This is a genomic window from Citrobacter sp. CK198, from assembly GCF_030333295.1.
GTDB classification, from domain to species: Bacteria; Pseudomonadota; Gammaproteobacteria; order Enterobacterales; family Enterobacteriaceae; genus Citrobacter_B; species Citrobacter_B koseri.
Window position 1 is genome coordinate 158,938 of sequence record NZ_JAOWGE010000007.1, and the last position, 22,541, is coordinate 181,478.

Below are 22,541 nucleotides of genomic sequence, written 5' to 3' on the forward strand. Positions count from 1 at the left end.
TCATGGGCGGTGATGCACAGATTTGTACATTACTCGCCCAGCGCCCGTACCATCGGGAATAATGGCCGATCGCGATCACATTTTTAAACAAAAACTCCTGGCATTCTTTATTTAGCAGCAACGTATTTTTAATTCTGACAATAAAAAGCAGTTGTTCTCTTTAACACATTTATTATCACCACCTGGCTGGAGAATACTGGACAATGGCCGATATCGAAATTAGACAAGAATCGCCAACCGCGTTTTATATTAAAGTGCATGACACCGATAACGTGGCAATTATTGTTAATGACAATGGTCTGCAAGCCGGAACGCGTTTCCCGGACGGTCTGGCGTTGGTTGAACATATTCCTCAAGGGCATAAAGTGGCGCTGGAGGCGATTCCTGCTCACGGCGAAATCGTGCGTTATGGCGAGGTGATCGGCTATGCCGTTCGCGACATCGCACGCGGCAGCTGGATAGATGAGTCGCTGGTTGAGCTACCGAAAGCGCCGCCGTTACACACCCTGCCGCTGGCGACGAAAGTGCCGGAACCGCTGCCGCCGCTGGAAGGCTACACGTTTGAAGGCTACCGCAACGCGGATGGCAGCGTCGGCACCAAAAACCTGCTCGGCATCACCACCAGCGTACACTGCGTGGCGGGCGTCGTGGATTATGTCGTGAAGATCATTGAGCGTGACCTGCTGCCTGGATACCCGAACGTAGACGGCGTTGTCGGTCTGAACCACTTGTACGGCTGCGGCGTGGCGATCAACGCGCCAGCGGCCGTGGTGCCTATCCGCACCATTCATAACATCTCGTTGAACCCGAACTTCGGCGGCGAAGTGATGGTCATCGGCCTTGGCTGTGAAAAACTTCAGCCGGAACGTCTGCTGGAAGGCACGGAAGATGTGAAAGGGATTCCGGTGGACAGCGCCAGTATTGTGCGTTTGCAGGATGAGCAGCACGTCGGCTTTAAGTCAATGGTCGAGGATATTTTGCAGGTGGCCGAACGCCACCTGGCGAAGCTCAACCAGCGCCAGCGTGAAACCTGCCCGGCTTCCGAACTGGTGGTCGGAATGCAGTGCGGCGGCAGCGATGCGTTTTCCGGCGTGACGGCCAACCCGGCGGTGGGTTACGCCTCGGATCTGTTAGTGCGTTGCGGCGCGACGGTGATGTTCTCGGAAGTCACCGAAGTCCGTGATGCAATCCACCTTCTCACGCCACGCGCGATTAACGAAGAGGTCGGCAAACGCCTGCTGGAAGAGATGGCCTGGTACGATAACTATCTTGATATGGGGAAAACCGACCGCAGCGCCAACCCGTCGCCGGGCAACAAAAAAGGCGGTCTCGCGAACGTGGTGGAAAAAGCGTTGGGCTCTATCGCAAAATCCGGGCAGAGCGCAATTGTGGAAGTGCTGTCCCCCGGTCAGCGACCGACAAAACGCGGTTTAATTTACGCCGCCACGCCCGCCAGTGATTTTGTCTGCGGCACGCAGCAGGTCGCTTCCGGGATCACCGTGCAGGTGTTCACAACCGGTCGCGGAACGCCATATGGCCTGATGGCGGTTCCGGTAATCAAAATGGCGACCCGCACAGAGCTGGCGAATCGCTGGTTTGATTTGATGGACATCAACGCGGGCACCATTGCCACAGGGGAAGAGAGTATTGAGGACGTGGGCTGGAAGCTGTTCCACTTTATTCTGGACGTCGCGAGCGGTCGTAAAAAAACCTTCTCAGACCAATGGGGGCTGCATAACCAGCTGGCCGTGTTTAACCCCGCGCCAGTGACCTGATGACGAAAAAGGCCGGATGGGGATCGCATCACCATCCGGCAACGCTTTTTAAAGACTCTCCATTTTGAAGACCTACATTTTATATCTTCTGCCGCCTCCCTCTTTCTACGTCTGAATTGATAAGCCCCCAACCCCTACTTCATTCTTACAGCGCTTTTCATCGCACGACTTTCGCAACCCTCCAGATACTTTCGAAACTTTCATTTATTAGATCAGAATCACAAAATAACATTACGAAACCCTATATCTTCTTTCGAAGAAAACAAACGAAAGAATTCGGAGGAAGGATGTTTATCATTTCAACCAAAACGATGCTAAAGAAAGCTCAGCGTGAAGGTTACGCGGTGCCCGCATTCAACATCCACAACCTCGAAACATTACAGGTCGTGGTGGAAACCGCCGCTGAAATGCGCGCGCCATTGATCGTTGCCGGAACACCAGGAACCTTCAGCTACGCTGGCGTCAGTAATATCGTGGCAATTGCCAGCGAGTTGGCAAAAACCTGGAACCATCCTCTGGCCATTCATCTCGATCATCATGAGAAAACAATGGATATCGAAGAGAAAGTCAGGGCAGGCGTTCGCTCAGTGATGATCGACGGCTCGCATCTGCCGTTTGCAGACAACATCGCCTTAGTGAAAAACGTAACGGATTACTGCCATCGCTATGACGTCAGTGTTGAGGCAGAACTGGGGCGTCTGGGCGGACAGGAAGATGATCTCATCGTGGATGGCAAAGATGCTTTGTATACCCATCCAGAACAGGCTCAAGAATTCGTGGCTAAAACAGGTATCGACTCTTTGGCCGTAGCGATTGGCACCGCACATGGTCTGTATACCGCAGAACCGAAACTGGATTTCGAACGCCTGGCAGAGATCCGACAGCATGTTGATATCCCTTTAGTTTTACATGGCGCATCAGGGCTACCTGGCAGTGATATTCGCAAGGCTATCTCACTGGGTATTTGTAAAGTCAACGTCGCAACCGAGCTAAAAATCGCTTTTTCCGACGCCCTGAAAAATTATTTGCGTACACATTCCGATGCCAGCGATCCACGGCACTACATGGTTCCGGCCAAAGCCGCAATGAAAGATGTCGTACGTAAAGTCATCACCGACTGCGGTTGCGAAGGAAGGCTATAAGGCTGCTATATCACAGCCTCTTAACTCATTCATTTACATGAATTGTAAGGATTTTGGTCAGGGGTATCTTTTTATAGCTGGATCACGAAAGTCGCTTTTACCCTTTGCCTTCAATCCAAAAATATTATGAAGATAAACAAAAGATATCGGAGATAGATGTGAAAGAGATAATCTCTCGTCATAAGGCAGGTGAAGCGTCAGGCATTTGTTCCGTCTGTTCAGCACATCCGTTAGTGATTGAAGCGGCGCTACGCTTTGATCTCGCGACAAACAATAAGGTTTTGATTGAAGCAACATCCAACCAGGTTAATCAGTTCGGCGGTTATACCGGCATGAAACCCGCCGACTTCCGCGATTTTGTTTATAACATTGCACAGGAAACAGGATTCCCGCGTGAAAGATTGATTCTGGGTGGCGATCACCTGGGGCCTAACTGCTGGCAGAATGAACCCGCAGCCGCCGCAATGGAGAAATCTGTTGAGTTAATTAAGGCTTATGTTGCCGCAGGTTTTAGCAAAATCCACCTGGATGCATCAATGTCATGTGCCGACGATCCAACCCCACTTGATCCTATGGTCGTGGCCCAACGCGCAGCTGTACTTTGCCAGGCCGCTGAAACAACGGCCACTGAAGAACAAAAGCGCCATTTAACCTATGTCATTGGCACTGAAGTTCCTGTTCCCGGCGGTGAAGCCAGTAGCATCGGCCGCGTTCACGTCACGCGTGAAGAAGATGCCGCCCGTACGCTGGAAACGCACCAGGTCGCCTTTCGCGCATTAGGGCTCGAGGAAGCATTAACTCGCATTATCGCCATTGTGGTACAGCCTGGCGTGGAATTCGATCACTCCCAAATTATTCATTATCAACCGCAGGCCGCTGAAGCGCTTTCCGCATGGATTAAAGACACGCCGATGGTGTATGAGGCCCACTCTACCGACTATCAAACACGTCATGCCTACCGCGCACTGGTACGCGATCACTACGCCATTCTGAAAGTCGGCCCGGCACTGACCTTTGCTTTACGTGAAGCGATTTTTGCACTCGCGCAAATGGAGAACGAACTGATTTCTCCAGAACAACGCAGCCGGGTACTGGAAGTGATCGATGAAGTGATGCTTAACGAGCCAGGTTACTGGAAGAAGTATTATCGTCCGACCTGGAGCCAGGCGATGATCGATATTCACTTCAGCTTATCCGATCGTATTCGCTACTACTGGCCGCATCCACGCATTCGTCAAAGTGTGGAGAAATTAATTGCCAATCTGAACGGGGTTTCATTACCGCCAGGACTCATCAGTCAGTTTATGCCCGTACAGTTTGAACGTCTGTCCGAAGGGGTACTAACCGCCACACCTCATAACTTGATTATCGACAAAATCCAGGACGTTCTGCGTGCCTACCGCTTTGGTTGTGTGCCTGAAACCGCCTGATATTCGGAGAATATATGAGCCAACTTTTTGTCCGAACCGGAATTGACTTTAACTCGTGCCAGCAAGTGCTGGCACACATTGGAGAGGAGATGCTGGCAAAAGGTGTTGTACATGAAAGCTATCCGCAGGCACTGGTAGAACGCGAGGCGAATTTCCCGACAGGGATCGCGCTGGAACGCCATGCCGTCGCCATTCCGCACTGCGAAGCCATTCATGCTAAATCACCCGCAATCTATCTGATTCGGCCGGATAATCCGGTGAAGTTTCAACAGGCCGACGATGACGAAGAGATCGCCGTTTCTTTAATCATCGCACTCATCGTTGAAAACCCTGCGGCACAGCTGAAGCTTCTGCGCCGTCTTTTTAGTGAGCTACAAAATCCGAGCATGCTTGACGCCTTGCTGAGCGCACCTGATTCCGAGCTGGCTACGCTCTTCCGGGAAACCATCCTTGAGTCTGAGCCGTGCGCCCAGGCCTAATAACAAACTGATAATAAAAGGAATACCCTATGAAACGTAAAGTAATCGTGGCCTGTGGCGGTGCGGTAGCGACCTCAACCATGGCCGCAGAAGAAATTAAAGAATTATGTGAAGCTCACAATATCGATCTTGATCTCGTGCAATGCCGGGTCACGGAGATCGAAACCTATATGGATGGCGCGGATCTTATTTGTACCACCGCCCGCGTTGACCGTACCTTTGGCGATATCCCGGTCGTTCACGGCATGCCATTTGTTTCTGGCGTGGGTATTGAAGCATTGCAGCAAAAAATCCTGAGCATCCTTAAGGGGTAACGTCATGTTTAGCGAAATAATGCGTTATATCCTGGACTTAGGACCCACGGTAATGCTGCCTCTGGTGATTATCGTCTTCTCTAAATTACTGGGGATGAAGCTCGGGGATTGTTTTAAATCCGGTCTGCACATCGGCATTGGTTTTGTTGGTATTGGGCTGGTGATTGGTCTGATGCTCGACTCTATCGGACCTGCGGCGAAAGCCATGGCAGAACAGTTCCAGATAAACCTGCATGTTATTGATATCGGCTGGCCGGGTTCGTCTCCGATGACCTGGGCATCGCAAATTGCACTGATCGCCATCCCTGTCGCTATTGGCGTTAATGTCATTATGCTGATCACGCGAATGACACGCGTTGTGAATGTCGATATCTGGAATATTTGGCACATGACATTTACTGGCGCCATGCTGCATCTTGCGACAGGTTCTTACTGGTTGGGTATCCTGGGCGTCGTTGTTCATGCCGCCTTTGTCTACAAACTGGGTGACTGGTTTGCCAAAGATACCCGCGATTTCTTTGGTCTGGAGGGGATCGCCATCCCACATGGTTCGTCTGCTTATCTTGGCCCGATAGCGGTACTGGTTGATACGATCATTGAAAAAATTCCGGGCCTGAATCGCATTCACTTCAGCGCAGATGATGTACAAAAACGCTTTGGTCCTTTCGGAGAACCCGTTACTGTCGGTTTCGTCATGGGGCTCGTTATCGGTATGTTGGCAGGCTATGACGTGAAAAGCGTGCTGCAACTGGCTGTAAAAACAGCAGCAGTCATGCTCCTGATGCCACGGGTGATTAAACCGATCATGGATGGTTTAACGCCTATTGCCAGGCATGCCCGCAAACGTCTGCAAGCTAAATTTGGCGGGCAGGAATTCCTGATTGGCCTGGACCCTGCACTATTACTAGGCCACACCTCAGTGGTTTCCGCCAGCCTGATTTTTATTCCGCTGACTATTCTGATCGCGGTACTGGTGCCCGGTAATCAGGTACTCCCATTCGGTGATCTCGCCACTATCGGTTTCTTTGTCGCAATGGCGGTAGCAGTACATCAGGGTAACCTGTTCCGCACGTTGATATCCGGTGTCATTATCATGGGTATCACGCTATGGATCGCCACACAAACTATCGACCTGCATACCCAACTCGCCGCTAATGCCGGGGCTCTGAAGGCTGGCGGCATGGTAGCTTCCATGGACCAGGGGGGTTCTCCAGTCACCTGGTTACTCATTGAACTTTTCACCTGGCAAAATGTTATTGGTCTCGTGGTTATCGGTGCCATCTACTTTACCGGCGTTCTGTTGACCTGGCGCAGAGCCCGCAACTTTATGGCCGCTGAAAAAGCAGCAGCTACCCAGCAAAGTCAAACAGCCTCTTAATTCCAGGGGAGCATTCGCTCCCCTTAACATCTTTGGAGAAACTTATGAAATCAGTGGTGATTCACGCTGAGGGAGACGTGCGCGTTGAAGAACGTCCCATACCACAAATACAGGCCGATGATGATGTATTAATCAAGGTTATTAGCTCGGGTCTTTGTGGTTCAGATATCCCCCGTATTTTCGCCCACGGAGCGCATTATTATCCAATCACGTTAGGCCATGAATTTAGCGGTTACGTTGAATCTTATGGTTCAGGTGTTACCGATATGCAGCCTGGCGATGCTGTCGCCTGTGTTCCGCTTCTTCCTTGCTTCCACTGCCCGCAATGCGAACGGGGATATTTTTCATTATGCAAGCAATACCAGTTTGTCGGTTCACGTAGTGAAGGGGGCAATGCTGAATACGTTGTCGTTAAACGCGCCAACCTCTTCCGGCTTCCTTCCGATATGCCAATTGAAGATGGCGCATTTATCGAACCTATCACCGTAGGGTTACACGCCTTTCACCTGGCGCAAGGCTGTAAAGGTAAAAACGTTATTATCGTAGGGGCAGGTACCATTGGACTGCTGGCGATGCAGTGCGCCCGTGAGTTGGGAGCCAAAAGCGTTACAGCAATTGATATTAATCCCCAGAAACTTGAACTGGCTAAAGAGCTGGGCGCAACGTACACCTTTAACAGTCGTGAAATGACCGCGTCAGAGATCTACACCGCACTATCTGATATTCAGTTTGATCAATTGATTCTGGAGACAGCAGGTACGCCGCAAACGGTCTCCCTGACCATCGAAATAGCAGGGCCACGCGCCCAGTTAGCTCTGGTAGGAACATTGCACCATGACCTGACGCTGACATCAGGCGTGTTTGGGCAAATTCTGCGTAAAGAGTTAACAATACTTGGTAGTTGGATGAACTATTCCAGTCCCTGGCCTGGTGAAGAGTGGGAAACCGCAGCGCGTTTACTCACGGAAAAACGTCTACAACTTGAACCGTTAATTGCCCATCGCGGTGATGCTGACAGTTTTGCTGACGCAGTGAAAGCGCTTAACGGCGCGCCAATGCAGGGAAAAATCTTACTTAAGCTCTCCTGACATCATGAGCCAGCAACCTGCGCTGGCTCACAATTACTTTCGAAATTTAGCGTTCACCTTTCGCAATCCTTCGATTAAACTAGTCACAGTTAATTGTCAGGCAAATCAATATGAACTCATTTGAGAGAAGGAACAAAATTGTCGATCTGATTAATACGCAGGGTAGCGTACTGGTTATGGATCTTTCGAATACCTTTGGTATCTCTGAAGTCACTATCCGCGCCGACCTGCGTTTGCTGGAAGAAAAAGGGCTTGTCACACGTTTTCATGGCGGCGCGGCAAAACCTGGAAGTCATCTGGCTGAAGGCGACAATCAGGAAGTCATACTCGAAGATCGCTATCAACTCGCCAGCGACCCTAAAAAACGGATTGCCCAGGCCGCAGCCTCGATGGTTGAAGAAGGGATGACCATTATTCTGGATAGCGGAAGTACGACATTGCTGATTGCTGAAGCATTAACCCGAAAAAGCAATATCACCGTTATCACAAATAGCTTACCTGCCGCATTTACCTTATCCGATAATAAGGACCTGACCCTGGTCGTTTGTGGTGGTACCGTGCGACACAAAACGCATTCCATGCATGGCACAATTGCGGAACGCTCGCTACATGGGATCAGTGCGGATCTCATGTTTGTTGGGGCTGATGGGATTGATGCAACTAACGGCATTACAACTTTCAATGAAGGCTATTCGATTAGTAGCGTGATGGCTGCTGCGGCACATAAGGTCATTGCCGTACTGGATGCGACAAAATTTAACCGCCGTGGTTTTAATCAGGTACTTCCAATGGAGAAGATTAACTGTGTAATAACCGACGACAGCATCAGCAAACAGGATAAATCAGCGCTGGCCAAAACAGGCGTTGAACTGCTGGTCGTTTAAATTACCCGCCACATCCCCCCTTTTGTCGCGCCAACGCGTTGCAGTTTGCCTTTTAGCTGCAACGCTTTCAGATAGCGTTCTACGGTTCGGGCTGAGAGCTCACACTCATCAGCGATACTTTTGGCGGATCTGCCCGGATGATTCGACAAGATTTGTAGAATACGTTTTTCTATATCCAGTAAATCAGGCGACATTTCTTCCGACATTTCTTCCGACAGGGCTGGTGATTTTCCCAATCCCTCCTGCAAAGCAGAGATGATGTTTTCCAGGATAAATTCTATAAATGGCGTACAGCTACTTTGCCGATCGCACTGCCCTAACACCTGGTAATAGCGATCCTGTTGGTAGTGGATCAGTGTATCTACAGGTAGCCACGCCAATTCCGATCGCCACTCACGTAGGATTAATGTCTGCCACAACCGCCCCATACGTCCATTTCCGTCGGCAAAAGGATGAATAAATTCAAACTCATAATGGAAAACAGCACCAGCAATCAGTGGGTGGAGCTCTGTCGTTTTTAACCAGCCAAGTAAATCATTCATCAAACGAAAAACTTGTGAGGCCGGAGGAGCCATGTGAATAAGCTGTTTTTCCCTGTAAACGCCAACATTTCCGGTACGTAACTGGCCCGGATTATCGACCAGACCGAGCATAAGGACCCGATGTGCTTGTAAAAGGTCAGATAACTTTTCACTTTTCCATTCCGACATCTTTTCATAGGCCAGAATCGCATTTCTAACTTCCTGTATATCTTTAGCAGGAGCCAGAATACGTTTCCCCTCCATCAGAGCGGTGACTTGTTCCGTAGTCAACGAATTATGCTCAATCGCTAAAGAGGCCTGAATAGTGCGAATACGATTCTCTTTGCGCAAAAGAGGAGATGTCCTACCAGCCATCGCAGCCCAATGCCCCATCAACTCACCAACCTCAATGACTTGATTGAGGATCAATGGAGTGATGACGAAAGGTGGTTGGTAGGTGCTCACTGTTACTCCCCCTGCTGCTCCAGCGCATACTTATACAGCGCGTTCTTTTTCACGCCGTGGATTTCGGCGGCAAGGGCGGCGGCCTTTTTCAGCGGCAGTTCCGCCTGTAACAACGCCAGCGTTCGCAGCGCGTCGGCGGGAAGCGCATCGTCCTGGGCTTTGTGCCCTTCGACAATCAGTACCATTTCCCCCTTACGGCGGTTTTCGTCCTCTTTCACCCATGCCAGCAGTTCGTCGACCGGCGCGCCGTAAATGGTCTCCCAGGTTTTGGTCAGCTCACGCGCCAGCACCACGTAGCGAGATTCTCCCCACACGGCGACCATATCTTCCAGGCTGTCCAGCAAACGGTGTGTGGATTCATAAAAAATCAGCGTCCGTGGTTCTGCTTCAATCGCTTTCAGCGCATCACGGCGGCCTTTCGATTTCGCGGGCAGAAAACCTTCATAGCAAAAACGATCGGACGGCAACCCGGCGGCGCTCAGCGCGGCAATCGCGGCGCACGGTCCCGGCAACGGAACCACACGGATGCCGGCTTCACGACAGGTGCGCACCAGATGGTAACCCGGATCATTGATCAATGGCGTTCCGGCATCAGAAACCAGCGCAATGTTCTGCCCCTCTTTTAGCTTCGCCACCAGCGTCTCGGCTTTTTGCTGCTCATTGTGGTCATGTAAAGCGAACAAACGGGCGTTAATCGCGAAATGTTGTAACAATAGTCCGGTATGACGAGTGTCTTCAGCGGCAATTAAATCAACGGCTTGCAAAACTTCGAGCGCTCGTTGGGTAATATCAGCCAAATTCCCGATAGGAGTAGGTACAATATAGAGTTGGCCCTGAGAATTATCCGCCGATTCGTTTTGTTTCATTGTGTCGTCCGTATTGCCGATTTAATATTGAGCATTGCGTAAAAAATATCACTGGATACAGTATGGTACCCTCAACATTTTCTCGTTTGAAAGCCGCGCGCGCGCTGCCTGTCATTCTGGCAGCATTGATTTTCGCGGGCTGTGGCACCCAGGCGCCGGATCAAAGTGCTGCCCATATGCAGGGCACGGCACAAGCTGATTCCGGCTTTTATCTGCAACAAATGCAGCAAAGTTCAGATGATAGCAAGACCAACTGGCAATTACTCGCCATTCGTGCACTGCTGAAAGAAGGCAAAAGCCAGCATGCCATCGAATTATTCAACCAGTTGCCGCAAAACCTGAACGATGCGCAGCGTCGCGAACAGTCGCTGCTGGCGGTTGAGATCAAACTGGCGCAGAAAGATATCGCCGGCGCGCAGGCGCTGCTGGAAAAACTCACTCCGGCTGATTTGGATCAGAACCAACAGGCGCGTTACTGGCAGGCGAAAATTGATGCCAGCCAGGGCCGCCCTTCTCTTTCACTGCTGCGCGCGTTAATCGCCCAGGAGCCGCTGCTGTCTGCAAAAGACAAGCAGAAGAACATGGACGCCACCTGGCAAGCGCTCTCCTCTATGACCCAGGAACAGGCTCAGGCGCTGGTCATTAACGCCGATGAAAACGTCCTGCAAGGCTGGCTGGATTTACAGCGTGTCTGGTTCGATAACCGTAACGACCCGGACATGATGAAAGCCGGGATTGCCGACTGGCAAAAACGCTACCCGCAAAATCCAGGGGCAAAACTGCTGCCCACGCAACTGGTCAATGTGCAAAGCTTTAAACCGGCTTCCACCAGCAAAATCGCCCTGCTGCTGCCGCTGAACGGCCAGGCCGCCATTTTTGGCCGCACCATTCAGCAAGGTTTTGAAGCGGCGAAAAATCTGGGGACGCAACCGGTGGACGCGCAGCCTGCCGCTGCGCCTGTCGCGGAACCGACAGCGCCAGCAGAACCTGCCCAGCCGCAAACCGCTGACGGCGTCGCCAGCCCTTCTCAGGCGGCGGTGAACGATTTGACCGGCGACGAACAAACGCAGCCTGCCGAACAACCGGTAAGCGCCCCGGCGCAGACCGCTACGGCGAGCGCGCCGGCCAACCCTTCCGCTGAACTGAAAATCTACGACACCACCTCTCAACCGCTGGATCAGATCCTCACGCAGGTTCAGCAGGACGGCGCCAGCATTGTTGTCGGCCCGCTGCTGAAAAATAACGTTGAAGAGCTGATCAAAAGCAATACGCCGCTGAATGTCCTGGCGCTTAATCAGCCTGAGAAGGTGCAGAACCTCGCCAATATTTGCTACTTTGCCCTCTCACCTGAAGATGAAGCCCGCGACGCGGCGCATCATATTCACGACCAGGGCAAACAAAATCCGCTGTTGCTGATTCCACGCAGCGGGCTGGGCGATCGCGTGGCGAACGCTTTCGCTCAGGAGTGGCAGAAGCTGGGCGGCGGCACGGTGTTGCAGCAGAAATTCGGTTCTACCGCTGAGCTGAGAATGGGCGTCAACGGCGGCTCCGGCATTGCCCTGACGGGCAGCCCTGTCGCCGCCAGCCAGCCCTCACAGCCGGGCGTCACCATTGGCGGCCTGACGATTCCAGCACCGCCGACAGACGCGCAGATCACTGGCGGCGGCGGTCGCGTTGACGCGGTCTACATTCTGGCGACGCCGGAAGAGATCGGGTTCATTAAACCGATGATCGCCATGCGTAACGGCAGCCAAAGCGGCGCAACGCTGTACGCCAGCTCGCGCAGCGCGCAGGGCACTTCCGGCCCCGACTTCCGTCTGGAGATGGAAGGCTTGCAGTACAGCGAGATCCCAATGCTGGCCGGTAGCAATATGCCGTTAATGCAGCAGGCGCTCGGCGCCGTACGCAACGACTACTCCCTTGCCCGTATGTACGCGATGGGCGTAGACGCGTGGTCGCTGGCGAACCACTTCTCGCAGATGCGCCAGGTGCCGGGTTTTGAAATTAACGGTAATACCGGGGCGTTAACCGCCACACAGGATTGCGTGATTAACAGGAAGTTATCATGGCTCAAATACCAGCAAGGGCAAATCGTCCCCGCCAGTTAACGAGTAAACAGACCGGCGACGTGTGGGAAGCCGCCGCACGCCGCTGGCTGGAGAGCAAGGGACTGCGTTTTGTTGCCGCCAACGTGCGTGAGCGCGGCGGCGAAATCGATCTGATAATGCGTGACGGAAAAACCACGGTCTTTGTTGAGGTCCGTTATCGCCGCTCGGCACAGTTTGGCGGCGCGGCCGCCAGTGTGACCTGGAGCAAACAACACAAATTATTACAGACCGCCCGCTTGTGGCTTGCTCGCCACAATGGGAGTTTTGATACTGTGGATTGCCGGTTCGATGTGTTAGCCTTCACCGGAAATGATGTTGAGTGGTTTAAGGATGCCTTTAACGACCGCTCATAATTGAAGATTTAAGGATTAGCGTGCTCGATAGAATTAAAGTCTGCTTTACAGAAAGCATTCAAACGCAAATTGCTGCGGCAGAAGCTCTCCCGGATGCAATTTCCCGTGCCGCCATGACGCTGGTTCACTCCCTGCTCAACGGCAACAAAATTCTCTGTTGTGGTAATGGTACTTCCGCCGCCAACGCACAGCATTTTGCTGCCAGCATGATCAACCGTTTTGAAACAGAACGTCCCAGTTTACCCGCTATTGCACTTAATACCGATAATGTGGTCTTAACAGCGATTGCCAACGATCGCCTGCATGATGAAATCTATGCAAAACAGGTCCGTGCGCTGGGCCATGCCGGTGATGTTTTATTGGCGATTTCTACGCGTGGCAACAGTCGCGATATCGTTAAGGCCGTTGAGGCCGCCGTCACTCGGGATATGACCATTGTGGCGTTGACAGGCTATGACGGGGGCGAGCTGGCCGGGTTATTAGGGCCGCAGGATGTTGAAATCCGTATTCCCTCGCACCACAGCGCGCGCATTCAGGAAATGCATATGCTGACGGTAAACTGCTTGTGCGATTTGATCGACAACACGCTTTTCCCTCACCAGGATGATTAAGGAGTACATATGAAGGCATTTTCGCCACTCGCAGTCCTTATTTCTGCGTTGCTGTTGCAAGGTTGCGTCGCTGCCGCGGTGGTTGGAACCGCCGCTGTGGGTACGAAAGCCGCAACCGATCCACGTAGCGTTGGCACCCAGGTGGATGACGGAACCCTGGAACTGCGCGTAAACAGCGCGCTGTCGAAAGACGAACAAATCAAGAAAGAAGCGCGCATCAACGTAACGGCGTATCAGGGCAAGGTATTACTGGTGGGTCAGTCGCCGAATAGCGAACTCTCCTCGCGGGCAAAACAGATTGCGATGGGTGTCGATGGGGCGACGGAAGTGTATAACGAAATCCGCCAGGGCCAGCCGATTGGTCTTGGGACGGCTTCGAACGATACCTGGATCACCACCAAAGTGCGTTCGCAGCTGTTGACCAGCGATCAGGTGAAGTCGTCCAACGTAAAAGTGACGACTGAAAATGGCGAGGTTTTCCTGTTGGGTCTGGTCACCGAGCGTGAATCAAAAGCCGCTGCGGACATCGCCAGCCGGGTCAGCGGTGTGAAACGCGTCACCACCGCCTTTACGTTTATCAAATAACCCGCCGTTTTAGCCGGATGGCGGCTTTGCCTTATCCGGCCTACAGAGAAGCACTTACGTAGGCCGGGCAAGCGAAGCGCCCCCGGCATTTCCACTTCACACCAGCGCAATACTTCCCACTATCACCCCAGAAATCGCCACCAGTACGCCTGTAAGCCACAACGCTTTTGCCGGGAAGGCTTTACGCAGCATAATCAGCGACGGCAGACTCACCGCCGGCAAGGTCATCAGCAGCGCCAGAGCAGGCGCGGTTCCCATTCCTGCCAGCATCATCGTTTGTACAATCGGAATCTCTGCGGCGGTAGGGATCACAAACAGGCATCCCGCGACAGCCATCGCAATAACCCACATCAGCGTATTATCAACTGCGCCATCGGCATGCGGGAACAGCCAGACGCGCGCCGCGCCTAATACCAGTACCGCCAGGATATAAACCGGGATCGTACTCCAGAACAGCGACCACAATGCTTTTCCCCAGCGAGCAAAGAATCCGCCCTGCGGTTCAGATACGGTGATCTCCTGAGGAATGTCTACCTGCGGCGACTCTTTCACCCATTTCTGCACCAGCGTCGCTACCACCAGCACCATCGCCAGCCCGGCAACCAGACGAATAGCCGCAAAATGCCAGCCGAGCACAAAGCCCATAAACACCAGCGTTGCCGGGTTTAACAGCGGATTCCCCATCCAGAACGCCAGCGCGCCGCCCATAGAAACCTGCTGGCGACGCATTCCCGCCGCCACCGGCGCGGCGCAGCAGGTACACATCATACCTGGCAGCGAGAACAGGGTGCCAAACAGCGTGCCGCGAAAACGCGACTGCCCCAGCGTACGTAGCAGCCAGTCGCGCGGGATCAACACCTGAATCAGCGAACCGAGGATCACCCCCAGCACCGCCGCCTTCCAGACCGCGATAAAATAGATCATCGCGTAGTCCCAGGCCGCTCGCCACGGGTTCGCATCCGCCTGCGCCAGAATAGATTTACCGATACTGTGCGTTTCCGCAGCCGTGAAGGCTTTGCCGTAATAAGGCTGCCATTTCACATACCAGAGGCCAACGATAACGACGAGAAAGAAGAGTGCGGGTTTCCACCATTGAAATGGCGTCACCGCCTGAGATGAAGACTGACCAGCCATAGCATTCCCCAGGAAGTTATTGAGATAATTAAGCCCGTGAATACTACGCCTTTGGGAAATGTTTGGAAACGTCGTTTTTTATTGGATGGGGGCAAAATGCCCGGTGGCGCTCGCGCTTATCCGGCCTGGAGAACGCCACGAAATCCCAGGCCGGATAAGGCGTTAGCCACCATCCGGCAGTGAACAGATGCTATAACGCCCTTTCCCGCAACCGGGATGAGGTCAGGATGGTAACGCCTTCTTGCTCCGGCGCCAGAGCCTCCTCCAGCATCGCACGCGCCACATCTCTGGCGTCGATGGATTTCCAGTTTCCCGGCAGCAGCCGGAACAGCGGCGCAAACAGCGTTTCATTCATCCGGTGTTTAGCTCTGTCGCCAAGCAACATGGAGGGACGCGCAATCGTCAGGCGCGGCCATTGCTGGGCGATTAACGCCTCTTCCATTTCACCTTTGACCCGGTTATAGAAAAACGGCGATCGCGCATTTGCGCCCATTGCGCTCACGACCAGCATATGTCGGGCGCCCAGCCGCCGCCCCGTCAGCGCGGTATCCACCACCAGCGTATAATCCGCATGAATAAACGCCTCTTTGCTTCCGGCCTCGCGGCGAGTCGTTCCCAGACAGCAAAAAACAATGTCCACCGGATCGGTCACCTGCGCCAGCGCATCGGTCAGTTGAGGATCGTGAGGATTATAAACACCGACCATATCCGCCAGAGGGCGGCGTGTGGGCGCGGCTATCGAATGAATCCGGGGTTCATTAAGCAACATCCGCAGGAGGTGTCCTCCCACCAGCCCCGTCGCCCCTGTAATTAACACCTGAGTCATCGCGCGCTCCATAACCTCAACCATTCATCTAACTATAGGCTACGGATCGGGCTGCGTAGCCAGTGCATTTTTTTGCCAAATCCCAACGTGTTGTCAGTGAATTTAATTTCATCCAGGCGGATTTCCCATACTGGCGCAGGCAGCATTCTGGCGACAGGAAAGCGGCGGAGATAGGCCTGACGCGCCGCATCGCTTTCCTCGCCCTCAAGCTTGCGGATCTCCCCTTTAAACTGTATTCCGCGAATCCGCGCCACCGTTTTCGGCTGACCGTTGACCGTTCCGGCAACGGGCGCGCGCGGGCCGGACATCTGCGCATGGCGCGTTTTCTCTTCCGTGAGTACATAAAACGCGACCTTTTGCGCATCAAACAGATAAAACGCGTTTGCGCACCAGAGTTCGCCCTCATGCTGAACGCACCAGGTGACCACATGCTGCTTTGCCAGCCAGCGGCTTATCGCGGTGAGTGTTTCCATCGTTATTCTCTCTTATACTGGGCATCTGAAAATTAACACGCTAATGGTCATGATGACACCCTGGTATCTGTATCTGATCCGCACCGCAGACAATGCCCTCTACACCGGGATTACGACCGATGTGGCGCGCCGCTATAAGCAGCATCAAAGTGGTAAAGGCGCAAAAGCGTTGCGCGGAAAAGGGGAACTCACCCTGGCGTTTTCGGCGCGGGTCGGCGAGCGCTCGCTTGCCCTGCGCATGGAGTATCGCATCAAGAGACTCACAAAGCGCCAGAAGGAGCGCCTCGTGACAGAAGGTGAAGGGTTTGAGGCGCTACTGGCCAGCCTGCAAACCCCAACGCTTAAAAGCGATTGAAATGGTCGTGGTATTCCACCAGGCCCGTCACGCCGTCCAGCGCGTCTTCCGCCAGGCGGTGTACCTGGAAAGCGCTTTCGGTGCCCGGCCAACGGCAATGAAGATCGTAATGCGCCGCCAGTTCAAAACCGAAACGGCTGTACAATGCCGGCTCGCCCAGCGTGACGACCGCCGCATAGCCAAACTCGTTGAGTGAATCCAGTCCTTCGTAGACCAGTTGGCGCGCAAGCCCTTGTCCACGGTAGTTTTCATCTACCGCCAACGGCGCCATTCCTACCCATTGCAGGTCTTCACCCTGTACATCGACCGGACTAAACGCCACATAGCCAACCACCTGACCTTCGTCGTCAGTGGCGACCAAACCCAGCGTCAGGAAGCCATCTTCGCGCAGGTCATGCACCAGCTTCGCTTCCGCATCGCTTTCGAACGTGCGGCGCAGCAAAGCGTCGATACCGGGCGCGTCAATGGGAATTTCAACTCGAATCAGCATGGTTCACCTACCGAGGTCTGTTTGGTTTCTGGCGAGGTTTTCATACCCGCCTCAACAAAATCCGCCAGTTGCAGCAGCATAATGCGTAACGCTTTCGGCATCTGCTCCAGTTCGATGGCGTCCATCAGGTTTTTCACATACAGCCCTAACTCTGTATCGCCTTCAATGACCAGACGACGCTGGAAGAAGAGCGTATCAGGGTCCTGCTTACGCGCCGCAATCATCAACAAGTCGCTGGCATCGGCGCTAAAGCTCACGTCGGCCTCAGCGTTCTGACTGACAATCAGTTTGCCGTTCTCAACAGAGGTGTACCATCTGAGGTTAATATCACGCACCGTAATACTTAACCAACGGCCTTCGAGGAACTCAAGCTCCCCATCTGCCAGCGCCTGACGAAATTGCCAGCTCAGAACCTGTTCCAGAACCTGGCGCTTCAGCGCAAAGGGCGTCAGTTTAACCGGAACACTCATCAGAGACGGGCCAAAATGTACTAAGCGTGAACGCAGTTTATCCAACACGAGCTTTACTCCCTGTTTCAATAATCCCGTTATTTTGCCATATCAGATAAACGACATAGCGGCGTAAATCAACAATTCGATACGAAATTGTTACCCAGTTATAGGTGTAACCAATACGCCTTTAACTGCCTTAAATCAAAAATTGTCGCAGCAAGGTTAACTAAAATCTCTCTTCGTTAACAATTTTGCGGCCTGGACGGCGCAACATTCAGGAATAATTATGGAGCTGCTCTGCCCTGCCGGAAATCTCCCGGCGCTTAAGGCGGCCATTGAGAACGGTGCTGATGCCGTTTATATCGGGCTAAAAGATGATACTAACGCCCGTCACTTCGCCGGTCTTAATTTTACTGAGAAAAAATTGCAGGAAGCGGTGAATTACGTCCATCAACATCGCCGTAAACTGCACATCGCGATTAACACGTTTGCACACCCGGATGGATATGTTCGCTGGCAGCGTGCCGTGGATATGGCGGCGCAACTGGGCGCGGATGCGCTGATCCTGGCCGACCTTGCTATGCTTGAGTATGCAGCAGAACGCTATCCGCATATTGAGCGCCATGTCTCTGTTCAGGCATCGGCAACGAATGAAGAAGCAATTAACTTCTACCATCGCAACTTTGACGTTGCGCGCGTCGTCCTGCCGCGCGTGCTTTCCATTCATCAGGTGAAACAGCTCGCCCGCGTCACGCCCGTGCCGCTGGAGGTCTTCGCCTTCGGCAGCCTGTGCATTATGGCGGAAGGCCGTTGCTACCTCTCCTCTTATCTGACGGGTGAATCCCCCAATACCGTCGGCGCCTGCTCTCCGGCCCGCTTCGTGCGCTGGCAACAGACCCCTCAGGGGCTGGAATCTCGCCTGAACGAGGTGCTCATCGACCGCTATCAGGACGGTGAGAACGCCGGTTATCCAACGCTGTGTAAAGGTCGCTATCTGGTTGATGGCGAGCGCTACCACGCGCTGGAAGAACCTACCAGCCTCAACACGCTGGAACTGCTGCCTGACCTGCTGGCGGCGAATATCGCCTCGGTGAAAATTGAAGGGCGTCAGCGCAGCCCGGCGTATGTCAGCCAGGTGGCGAAAGTGTGGCGTCAGGCGATCGACCGCTGCATGGCCGACCCGCAAAACTTCGTCCCGCAAAGCGCCTGGATGGAGACGCTTGGCTCCATGTCCGAAGGCACTCAGACCACGCTTGGCGCGTATCACCGTAAATGGCAGTGAGAGAAGCAATGAAATATTCCTTAGGGCCGGTGCTTTACTATTGGCCGAAAGAGACGCTGGAAGCATTTTATCAGCAGGCCGCCACCAGCAGCGCCGACGTGATTTACCTTGGCGAAGCGGTGTGCAGCAAACGCCGCGCCACCAAAGTGGGCGACTGGCTTGATATGGCGAAATCCCTTGCCGGAAGCGGCAAGCAGGTCGTGCTCTCCACGCTGGCGCTGGTACAGGCCGCCTCTGAATTAGGCGAACTAAAACGCTATGTGGAAAACGGCGACTTCCTGCTGGAGGCCAGCGATCTCGGCGTCGTGAATATGTGCGCCGAGCGCAAGCTGCCGTTTGTCGCCGGTCATGCGCTTAACTGCTATAACGCGGTAACGCTGCGTCTGCTGCTTAAACAGGGCATGGTGCGCTGGTGCATGCCGGTCGAGCTTTCCCGCGACTGGCTGGTGAATCTGCTGAACCAGTGCGATGAGCTCGGCATCCGCAATCAGTTTGAAGTGGAAGTGCTGAGCTACGGTCATCTGCCACTGGCGTACTCCGCCCGCTGTTTTACCGCGCGTTCAGAAGACCGCCCGAAAGACGAGTGTGAAACCTGCTGCATCAAGTACCCGAACGGGCGCAACGTGTTGTCGCAGGAGAATCAGCAGGTGTTCGTGCTTAACGGTATTCAGACCATGAGCGGCTACGTTTATAACCTCGGCAACGAACTGACCTCCATGCAGGGGCTGGTCGACATTGTGCGCCTTTCCCCGCTGAGTACGGAGACATTCGCCATGCTCGACGCCTTCCGCGCCAATGAAAACGGCAGCACGCCGTTACCGCTGGCCGCGCACAGCGACTGCAACGGTTACTGGAAACGCCTGGCCGGTCTGGAACTACAGGTGTAACTGAACCTTGCCGGATGGCGGCATAAATGCCTTATCCGGCCTACAATACGTTTGTAGGCCTGATAAGCGAAACGCCATCAGGCAGTTGATGTTTGCGCCCCGCCTTATACCGCTCACTTTGTTAACAACGGTAATCAAATTTTAATGCAGTATTAAATGATTCACCGACGACAAAGTGAGCCGTTATGACTGACAAAACCATTCCATTTTCGCTGCTGGATCTGGCACCGATCCCCGAAGGCTCCTCTGCGAAAGAGGCCTTCTCACACTCACTGGATCTCGCCCGTCTGGCAGAGCGGCGCGGCTATCACCGCTACTGGCTGGCGGAACATCACAACATGACCGGTATCGCCAGCGCAGCGACATCGGTGCTGATTGGCTATCTGGCCGCCAATACCACCACATTGCATCTGGGTTCTGGCGGGGTGATGCTCCCCAACCACTCGCCGCTGGTTATCGCCGAGCAGTTCGGTACGCTGAATACGCTCTATCCTGGACGGATTGATCTGGGCCTGGGGCGCGCGCCGGGAAGCGATCAGCGCACCATGATGGCGCTGCGCCGTCATATGAACGGCGATATTGATAATTTCCCGCGCGACGTTGCTGAACTGGTGGACTGGTTCGACGCGCGCGATCCCAATCCGCATGTACGCCCGGTTCCGGGCTATGGCGAGAAGATCCCGGTGTGGCTGCTGGGTTCCAGCCTGTACGGCGCACAGCTGGCGGCGCAGCGTGGTCTACCGTTCGCCTTCGCCTCCCACTTCGCACCCGATATGCTGTTCCAGGCGCTGCATCTCTATCGCACCCAGTTCAAGCCGTCCGCGCGGCTGGAAAAACCGTATGCGATGGTGTGCATCAATATCATCGCCGCTGACAGCAATCGCGATGCGGAATTTCTGTTTACCTCTATGCAGCAGGCGTTTGTGAAACTGCGTCGCGGTGAGACCGGACAGCTACCCGCGCCAATTCAAAATATGGATCAGTTCTGGTCGCCGTCCGAGCAATATGGCGTGCAGCAGGCGCTGAGCATGTCGCTGGTGGGCGATAAAGCCAAAGTACGTCACGGGCTGGAATCTATTCTGCGCGAAACGCAGGCGGATGAGATTATGGTCAACGGGCAGATTTTCGATCATCAGGCGCGGCTGCATTCGTTTGACCTGGCGATGCAGGTGAAAGAAGAGTTGGTGGGGTAGTGCGTTGTTTTGCCCGGTGGCGCTTCGCTTACCGGGCCTACGAGATTGTTCAGGCCGGATAAGGCGTAGCCGCCATCCGGCACAACAAACTTACTGGTACACCGGTAGCAGGTTCACGCTCGACAGAATATGCACCAGCGCGTTGCCGATACCGAATACCAGGATCAGCGCAATCATCGGCTTGCCGCCCCAGACGCGGAATTTCGGGCTGCCGAAGCGTTGGCGTGAAGCTCGCGCCAGCAGAGCCGGAACAATGGCTGCCCAGATGGTTGCCGCCAGCCCCGCATAGCCAATAGCATACAGGAACCCGTTCGGCCACAGCAGACCGCCAATCACCGGCGGCAGGAAAGTCAGCAGCGCAGTTTTGAAGCGCCCCAGCGCCGAATCATCAAAACCAAACAGATCCGCCAGATAGTCAAACAGACCGAGCGTCACGCCGAGGAACGAACTCGCCACCGCAAAGTTAGAGAACACCACCAGCAGCAGATCCAGACTGCGGCTGTTCAGTACGCCGCTCAGCGCCTGTACCAGCACATCAATATTACCGCCCTGCTGCGCAATACCGATAAACGCCGGGCGCGGAATATTACCCATCGTACCCAACAGCCAGATGGTATACAGCACCAGCGCCATCAGCGTACCGTACACCAGGCATTTCACGATGGTACGCGGATCTTTACCGTAATACTTCATCAGGCTTGGTACGTTGCCGTGATAACCAAACGATGCCAGGCAAAACGGCAGTGTCATCAGCAGGTACGGCGTGTAAGACGCGTTGCTTTCGGCCACGTTAAACAGCGTCGCTGGCGTGACGTGCCCCAGCAGACTGCCGAAGGTCAGAAAGAAGGTGATGACTTTCGCGCCCAGCACAATCGCCGTCATCCGGCTAACCGCTTTTGTACTCAACCAGACGACAAAGGCCACCAGCAACGCAAACGCAAAACCTGCCGCCCGCGCCGGAACGTTCAGCGACATTTCAGCAAAGGTATGATGCAGAATCGAGCCGCTCGCCGAGATATAGGCGTAGGTCAGGATATAGAGCACAAAGGCAATAGAGATCCCATTCACCACGTTCCAGCCTTTACCCAGCAGGTCTTTGGTGATGGTGTCAAAGCTGGAGCCAATCCGGTAGTTGAGGTTGGCTTCGAGGATCATCAGCCCGGAATGCAGCATACAGAACCAGGTAAACACCAACGCCGCCATCGACCAGAAGAACCACGCACCGGACATGACCACCGGCAGGGAGAACATTCCCGCGCCAATAATGGTGCCGCCGATGATCACCACGCCGCCAAGCAGCGAAGGTGACGTTTGGGTGGTGGTTAGTGTTGCCATTCAGCCCTCTCTCCAGTGAATAATATTGCGACTGCATTTTATTGTGTCGCACTGTACCAGTACGCGAGTACAAAAGAAATAAAAAAAGCCCCGATCGCAATCATCGGGGCTGTAT

General features: G+C 53.8%; 24 protein-coding genes. 16 read left to right on the forward strand and 8 right to left on the reverse strand.

What is annotated here, in order from left to right; all coding sequences use genetic code 11:
• The first annotated feature begins 203 nt into the window (after nucleotides 1-203).
• From garD to OGY62_RS01335, 8 genes are all read left to right on the forward strand, one after another.
• On the forward strand, nucleotides 204-1,775 hold the full coding sequence (gene garD, locus OGY62_RS01300) for a galactarate dehydratase (protein ID WP_012135264.1): 1,572 nt from the start codon (nucleotides 204-206) through the stop codon (nucleotides 1,773-1,775).
• A 287-nt stretch (nucleotides 1,776-2,062) separates the two neighbouring features.
• A complete protein-coding gene (locus OGY62_RS01305) occupies nucleotides 2,063-2,917 on the forward strand; it encodes a tagatose bisphosphate family class II aldolase (RefSeq protein WP_047461058.1) in 855 nt (284 codons plus the stop codon).
• Nucleotides 2,918-3,075: 158 nt separating this feature from the next.
• Nucleotides 3,076-4,347: a tagatose-bisphosphate aldolase subunit GatZ gene (gene gatZ, locus OGY62_RS01310; RefSeq protein ID WP_047461055.1), complete on the forward strand. Its 1,272-nt coding sequence runs from the start codon at nucleotides 3,076-3,078 to the stop codon at nucleotides 4,345-4,347.
• Nucleotides 4,348-4,361: 14 nt separating this feature from the next.
• Nucleotides 4,362-4,826, forward strand: a complete 465-nt coding sequence (gene gatA / locus OGY62_RS01315) for a PTS galactitol transporter subunit IIA (protein ID WP_058668143.1) — start codon at nucleotides 4,362-4,364, stop codon at nucleotides 4,824-4,826.
• A gap of 29 nt (nucleotides 4,827-4,855) precedes the next feature.
• Nucleotides 4,856-5,140 carry a PTS galactitol transporter subunit IIB gene (gatB, locus tag OGY62_RS01320; protein WP_058668144.1) on the forward strand — a complete coding sequence of 95 codons (285 nt, stop codon included), beginning with the start codon at nucleotides 4,856-4,858 and terminating at the stop codon, nucleotides 5,138-5,140.
• Nucleotides 5,141-5,144: 4 nt separating this feature from the next.
• The gene (locus OGY62_RS01325) at nucleotides 5,145-6,518 is read left to right on the forward strand and encodes a galactitol-specific PTS transporter subunit IIC (RefSeq protein WP_286458909.1); all 1,374 of its coding nucleotides are present in this window, start codon (nucleotides 5,145-5,147) and stop codon (nucleotides 6,516-6,518) included.
• A 44-nt stretch (nucleotides 6,519-6,562) separates the two neighbouring features.
• On the forward strand, nucleotides 6,563-7,606 hold the full coding sequence (gene gatD / locus OGY62_RS01330) for a galactitol-1-phosphate 5-dehydrogenase (protein ID WP_286458911.1): 1,044 nt from the start codon (nucleotides 6,563-6,565) through the stop codon (nucleotides 7,604-7,606).
• 110 nt (nucleotides 7,607-7,716) lie between these two features.
• The gene (locus tag OGY62_RS01335) at nucleotides 7,717-8,490 is read left to right on the forward strand and encodes a DeoR/GlpR family DNA-binding transcription regulator (protein WP_047461039.1); all 774 of its coding nucleotides are present in this window, start codon (nucleotides 7,717-7,719) and stop codon (nucleotides 8,488-8,490) included.
• Here OGY62_RS01335 and OGY62_RS01340 read toward each other — a convergent pair.
• Nucleotides 8,487-9,476 carry a Fic family protein gene (locus OGY62_RS01340; protein ID WP_286458912.1) on the reverse strand — a complete coding sequence of 330 codons (990 nt, stop codon included), beginning with the start codon at nucleotides 9,474-9,476 and terminating at the stop codon, nucleotides 8,487-8,489. The genes OGY62_RS01335 and OGY62_RS01340 overlap by 4 nt on opposite strands.
• Nucleotides 9,477-9,478: 2 nt before the next feature.
• The gene (gene rsmI, locus OGY62_RS01345; protein WP_286458913.1) at nucleotides 9,479-10,342 is read right to left on the reverse strand and encodes a 16S rRNA (cytidine(1402)-2'-O)-methyltransferase; all 864 of its coding nucleotides are present in this window, start codon (nucleotides 10,340-10,342) and stop codon (nucleotides 9,479-9,481) included.
• Between the two features lie 62 nt (nucleotides 10,343-10,404).
• On the opposite strand from rsmI, the gene OGY62_RS01350 reads away from it, so the two are divergent.
• From OGY62_RS01350 to dolP, 4 genes are read left to right on the forward strand one after another with little or no spacing between them, the layout of a single operon-like run.
• Nucleotides 10,405-12,450, forward strand: a complete 2,046-nt coding sequence (locus OGY62_RS01350; RefSeq protein WP_286458914.1) for a penicillin-binding protein activator — start codon at nucleotides 10,405-10,407, stop codon at nucleotides 12,448-12,450.
• Nucleotides 12,408-12,803, forward strand: coding sequence for a YraN family protein (locus tag OGY62_RS01355; RefSeq protein WP_047461029.1), 396 nt, complete (start codon nucleotides 12,408-12,410; stop codon nucleotides 12,801-12,803). Before OGY62_RS01350 ends, OGY62_RS01355 begins: the two co-directional genes overlap by 43 nt.
• A 20-nt stretch (nucleotides 12,804-12,823) precedes the next feature.
• Nucleotides 12,824-13,414 (forward strand): DnaA initiator-associating protein DiaA, encoded by a 591-nt coding sequence (gene diaA / locus OGY62_RS01360; RefSeq protein ID WP_012135279.1) that lies wholly within the window; start codon nucleotides 12,824-12,826, stop codon nucleotides 13,412-13,414.
• Between the two features lie 9 nt (nucleotides 13,415-13,423).
• Nucleotides 13,424-13,999: a division/outer membrane stress-associated lipid-binding lipoprotein gene (gene dolP / locus OGY62_RS01365; protein WP_012135280.1), complete on the forward strand. Its 576-nt coding sequence runs from the start codon at nucleotides 13,424-13,426 to the stop codon at nucleotides 13,997-13,999.
• 96 nt (nucleotides 14,000-14,095) lie between these two features.
• Here the strand turns inward: dolP and OGY62_RS01370 are convergent, their stop codons facing one another.
• The 3 genes from OGY62_RS01370 to OGY62_RS01380 form a co-directional block, all read right to left on the reverse strand.
• Nucleotides 14,096-15,133, reverse strand: a complete 1,038-nt coding sequence (locus OGY62_RS01370) for a permease (protein WP_110493757.1) — start codon at nucleotides 15,131-15,133, stop codon at nucleotides 14,096-14,098.
• Nucleotides 15,134-15,323: 190 nt separating this feature from the next.
• Entirely contained in the window at nucleotides 15,324-15,959 is a 636-nt protein-coding gene (locus tag OGY62_RS01375; RefSeq protein WP_058668149.1) for an NAD(P)H-binding protein, read from the reverse strand.
• Between the two features lie 32 nt (nucleotides 15,960-15,991).
• The gene (locus OGY62_RS01380; RefSeq protein WP_012135284.1) at nucleotides 15,992-16,432 is read right to left on the reverse strand and encodes a YhbP family protein; all 441 of its coding nucleotides are present in this window, start codon (nucleotides 16,430-16,432) and stop codon (nucleotides 15,992-15,994) included.
• Nucleotides 16,433-16,484: 52 nt separating this feature from the next.
• Between OGY62_RS01380 and OGY62_RS01385 the strand changes: the two genes are divergently transcribed.
• On the forward strand, nucleotides 16,485-16,787 hold the full coding sequence (locus tag OGY62_RS01385; RefSeq protein WP_058669124.1) for a GIY-YIG nuclease family protein: 303 nt from the start codon (nucleotides 16,485-16,487) through the stop codon (nucleotides 16,785-16,787).
• On the opposite strand, the gene OGY62_RS01390 is transcribed toward OGY62_RS01385, so the two are convergent.
• Nucleotides 16,774-17,277, reverse strand: coding sequence for a GNAT family N-acetyltransferase (locus OGY62_RS01390; RefSeq protein WP_012135286.1), 504 nt, complete (start codon nucleotides 17,275-17,277; stop codon nucleotides 16,774-16,776). The two genes, OGY62_RS01385 and OGY62_RS01390, sit on opposite strands and share 14 nt — an antisense overlap.
• Entirely contained in the window at nucleotides 17,271-17,795 is a 525-nt protein-coding gene (gene ubiT / locus OGY62_RS01395) for a ubiquinone anaerobic biosynthesis accessory factor UbiT (protein ID WP_024130981.1), read from the reverse strand. The genes OGY62_RS01390 and ubiT overlap by 7 nt, the downstream gene beginning before the upstream one ends.
• 220 nt (nucleotides 17,796-18,015) lie before the next feature.
• On the opposite strand from ubiT, the gene ubiU reads away from it, so the two are divergent.
• The 3 genes from ubiU to OGY62_RS01410 all read left to right on the forward strand — a co-directional run bounded on the left by ubiU (nucleotide 18,016) and on the right by OGY62_RS01410 (nucleotide 21,091).
• Complete coding sequence (gene ubiU / locus OGY62_RS01400; RefSeq protein ID WP_012135289.1) at nucleotides 18,016-19,011, forward strand: ubiquinone anaerobic biosynthesis protein UbiU; 996 nt, start codon at nucleotides 18,016-18,018, stop codon at nucleotides 19,009-19,011.
• Between the two features lie 8 nt (nucleotides 19,012-19,019).
• Nucleotides 19,020-19,898: a U32 family peptidase gene (locus OGY62_RS01405; RefSeq protein ID WP_286458916.1), complete on the forward strand. Its 879-nt coding sequence runs from the start codon at nucleotides 19,020-19,022 to the stop codon at nucleotides 19,896-19,898.
• A 185-nt stretch (nucleotides 19,899-20,083) separates the two neighbouring features.
• The gene (locus OGY62_RS01410; protein WP_012135293.1) at nucleotides 20,084-21,091 is read left to right on the forward strand and encodes a luciferase-like monooxygenase; all 1,008 of its coding nucleotides are present in this window, start codon (nucleotides 20,084-20,086) and stop codon (nucleotides 21,089-21,091) included.
• Between the two features lie 90 nt (nucleotides 21,092-21,181).
• Here OGY62_RS01410 and mtr read toward each other — a convergent pair whose 3' ends face one another.
• Nucleotides 21,182-22,426: a tryptophan permease gene (gene mtr / locus OGY62_RS01415; RefSeq protein WP_047461011.1), complete on the reverse strand. Its 1,245-nt coding sequence runs from the start codon at nucleotides 22,424-22,426 to the stop codon at nucleotides 21,182-21,184.
• Between the last annotated feature and the right edge of the window lie 115 nt (nucleotides 22,427-22,541).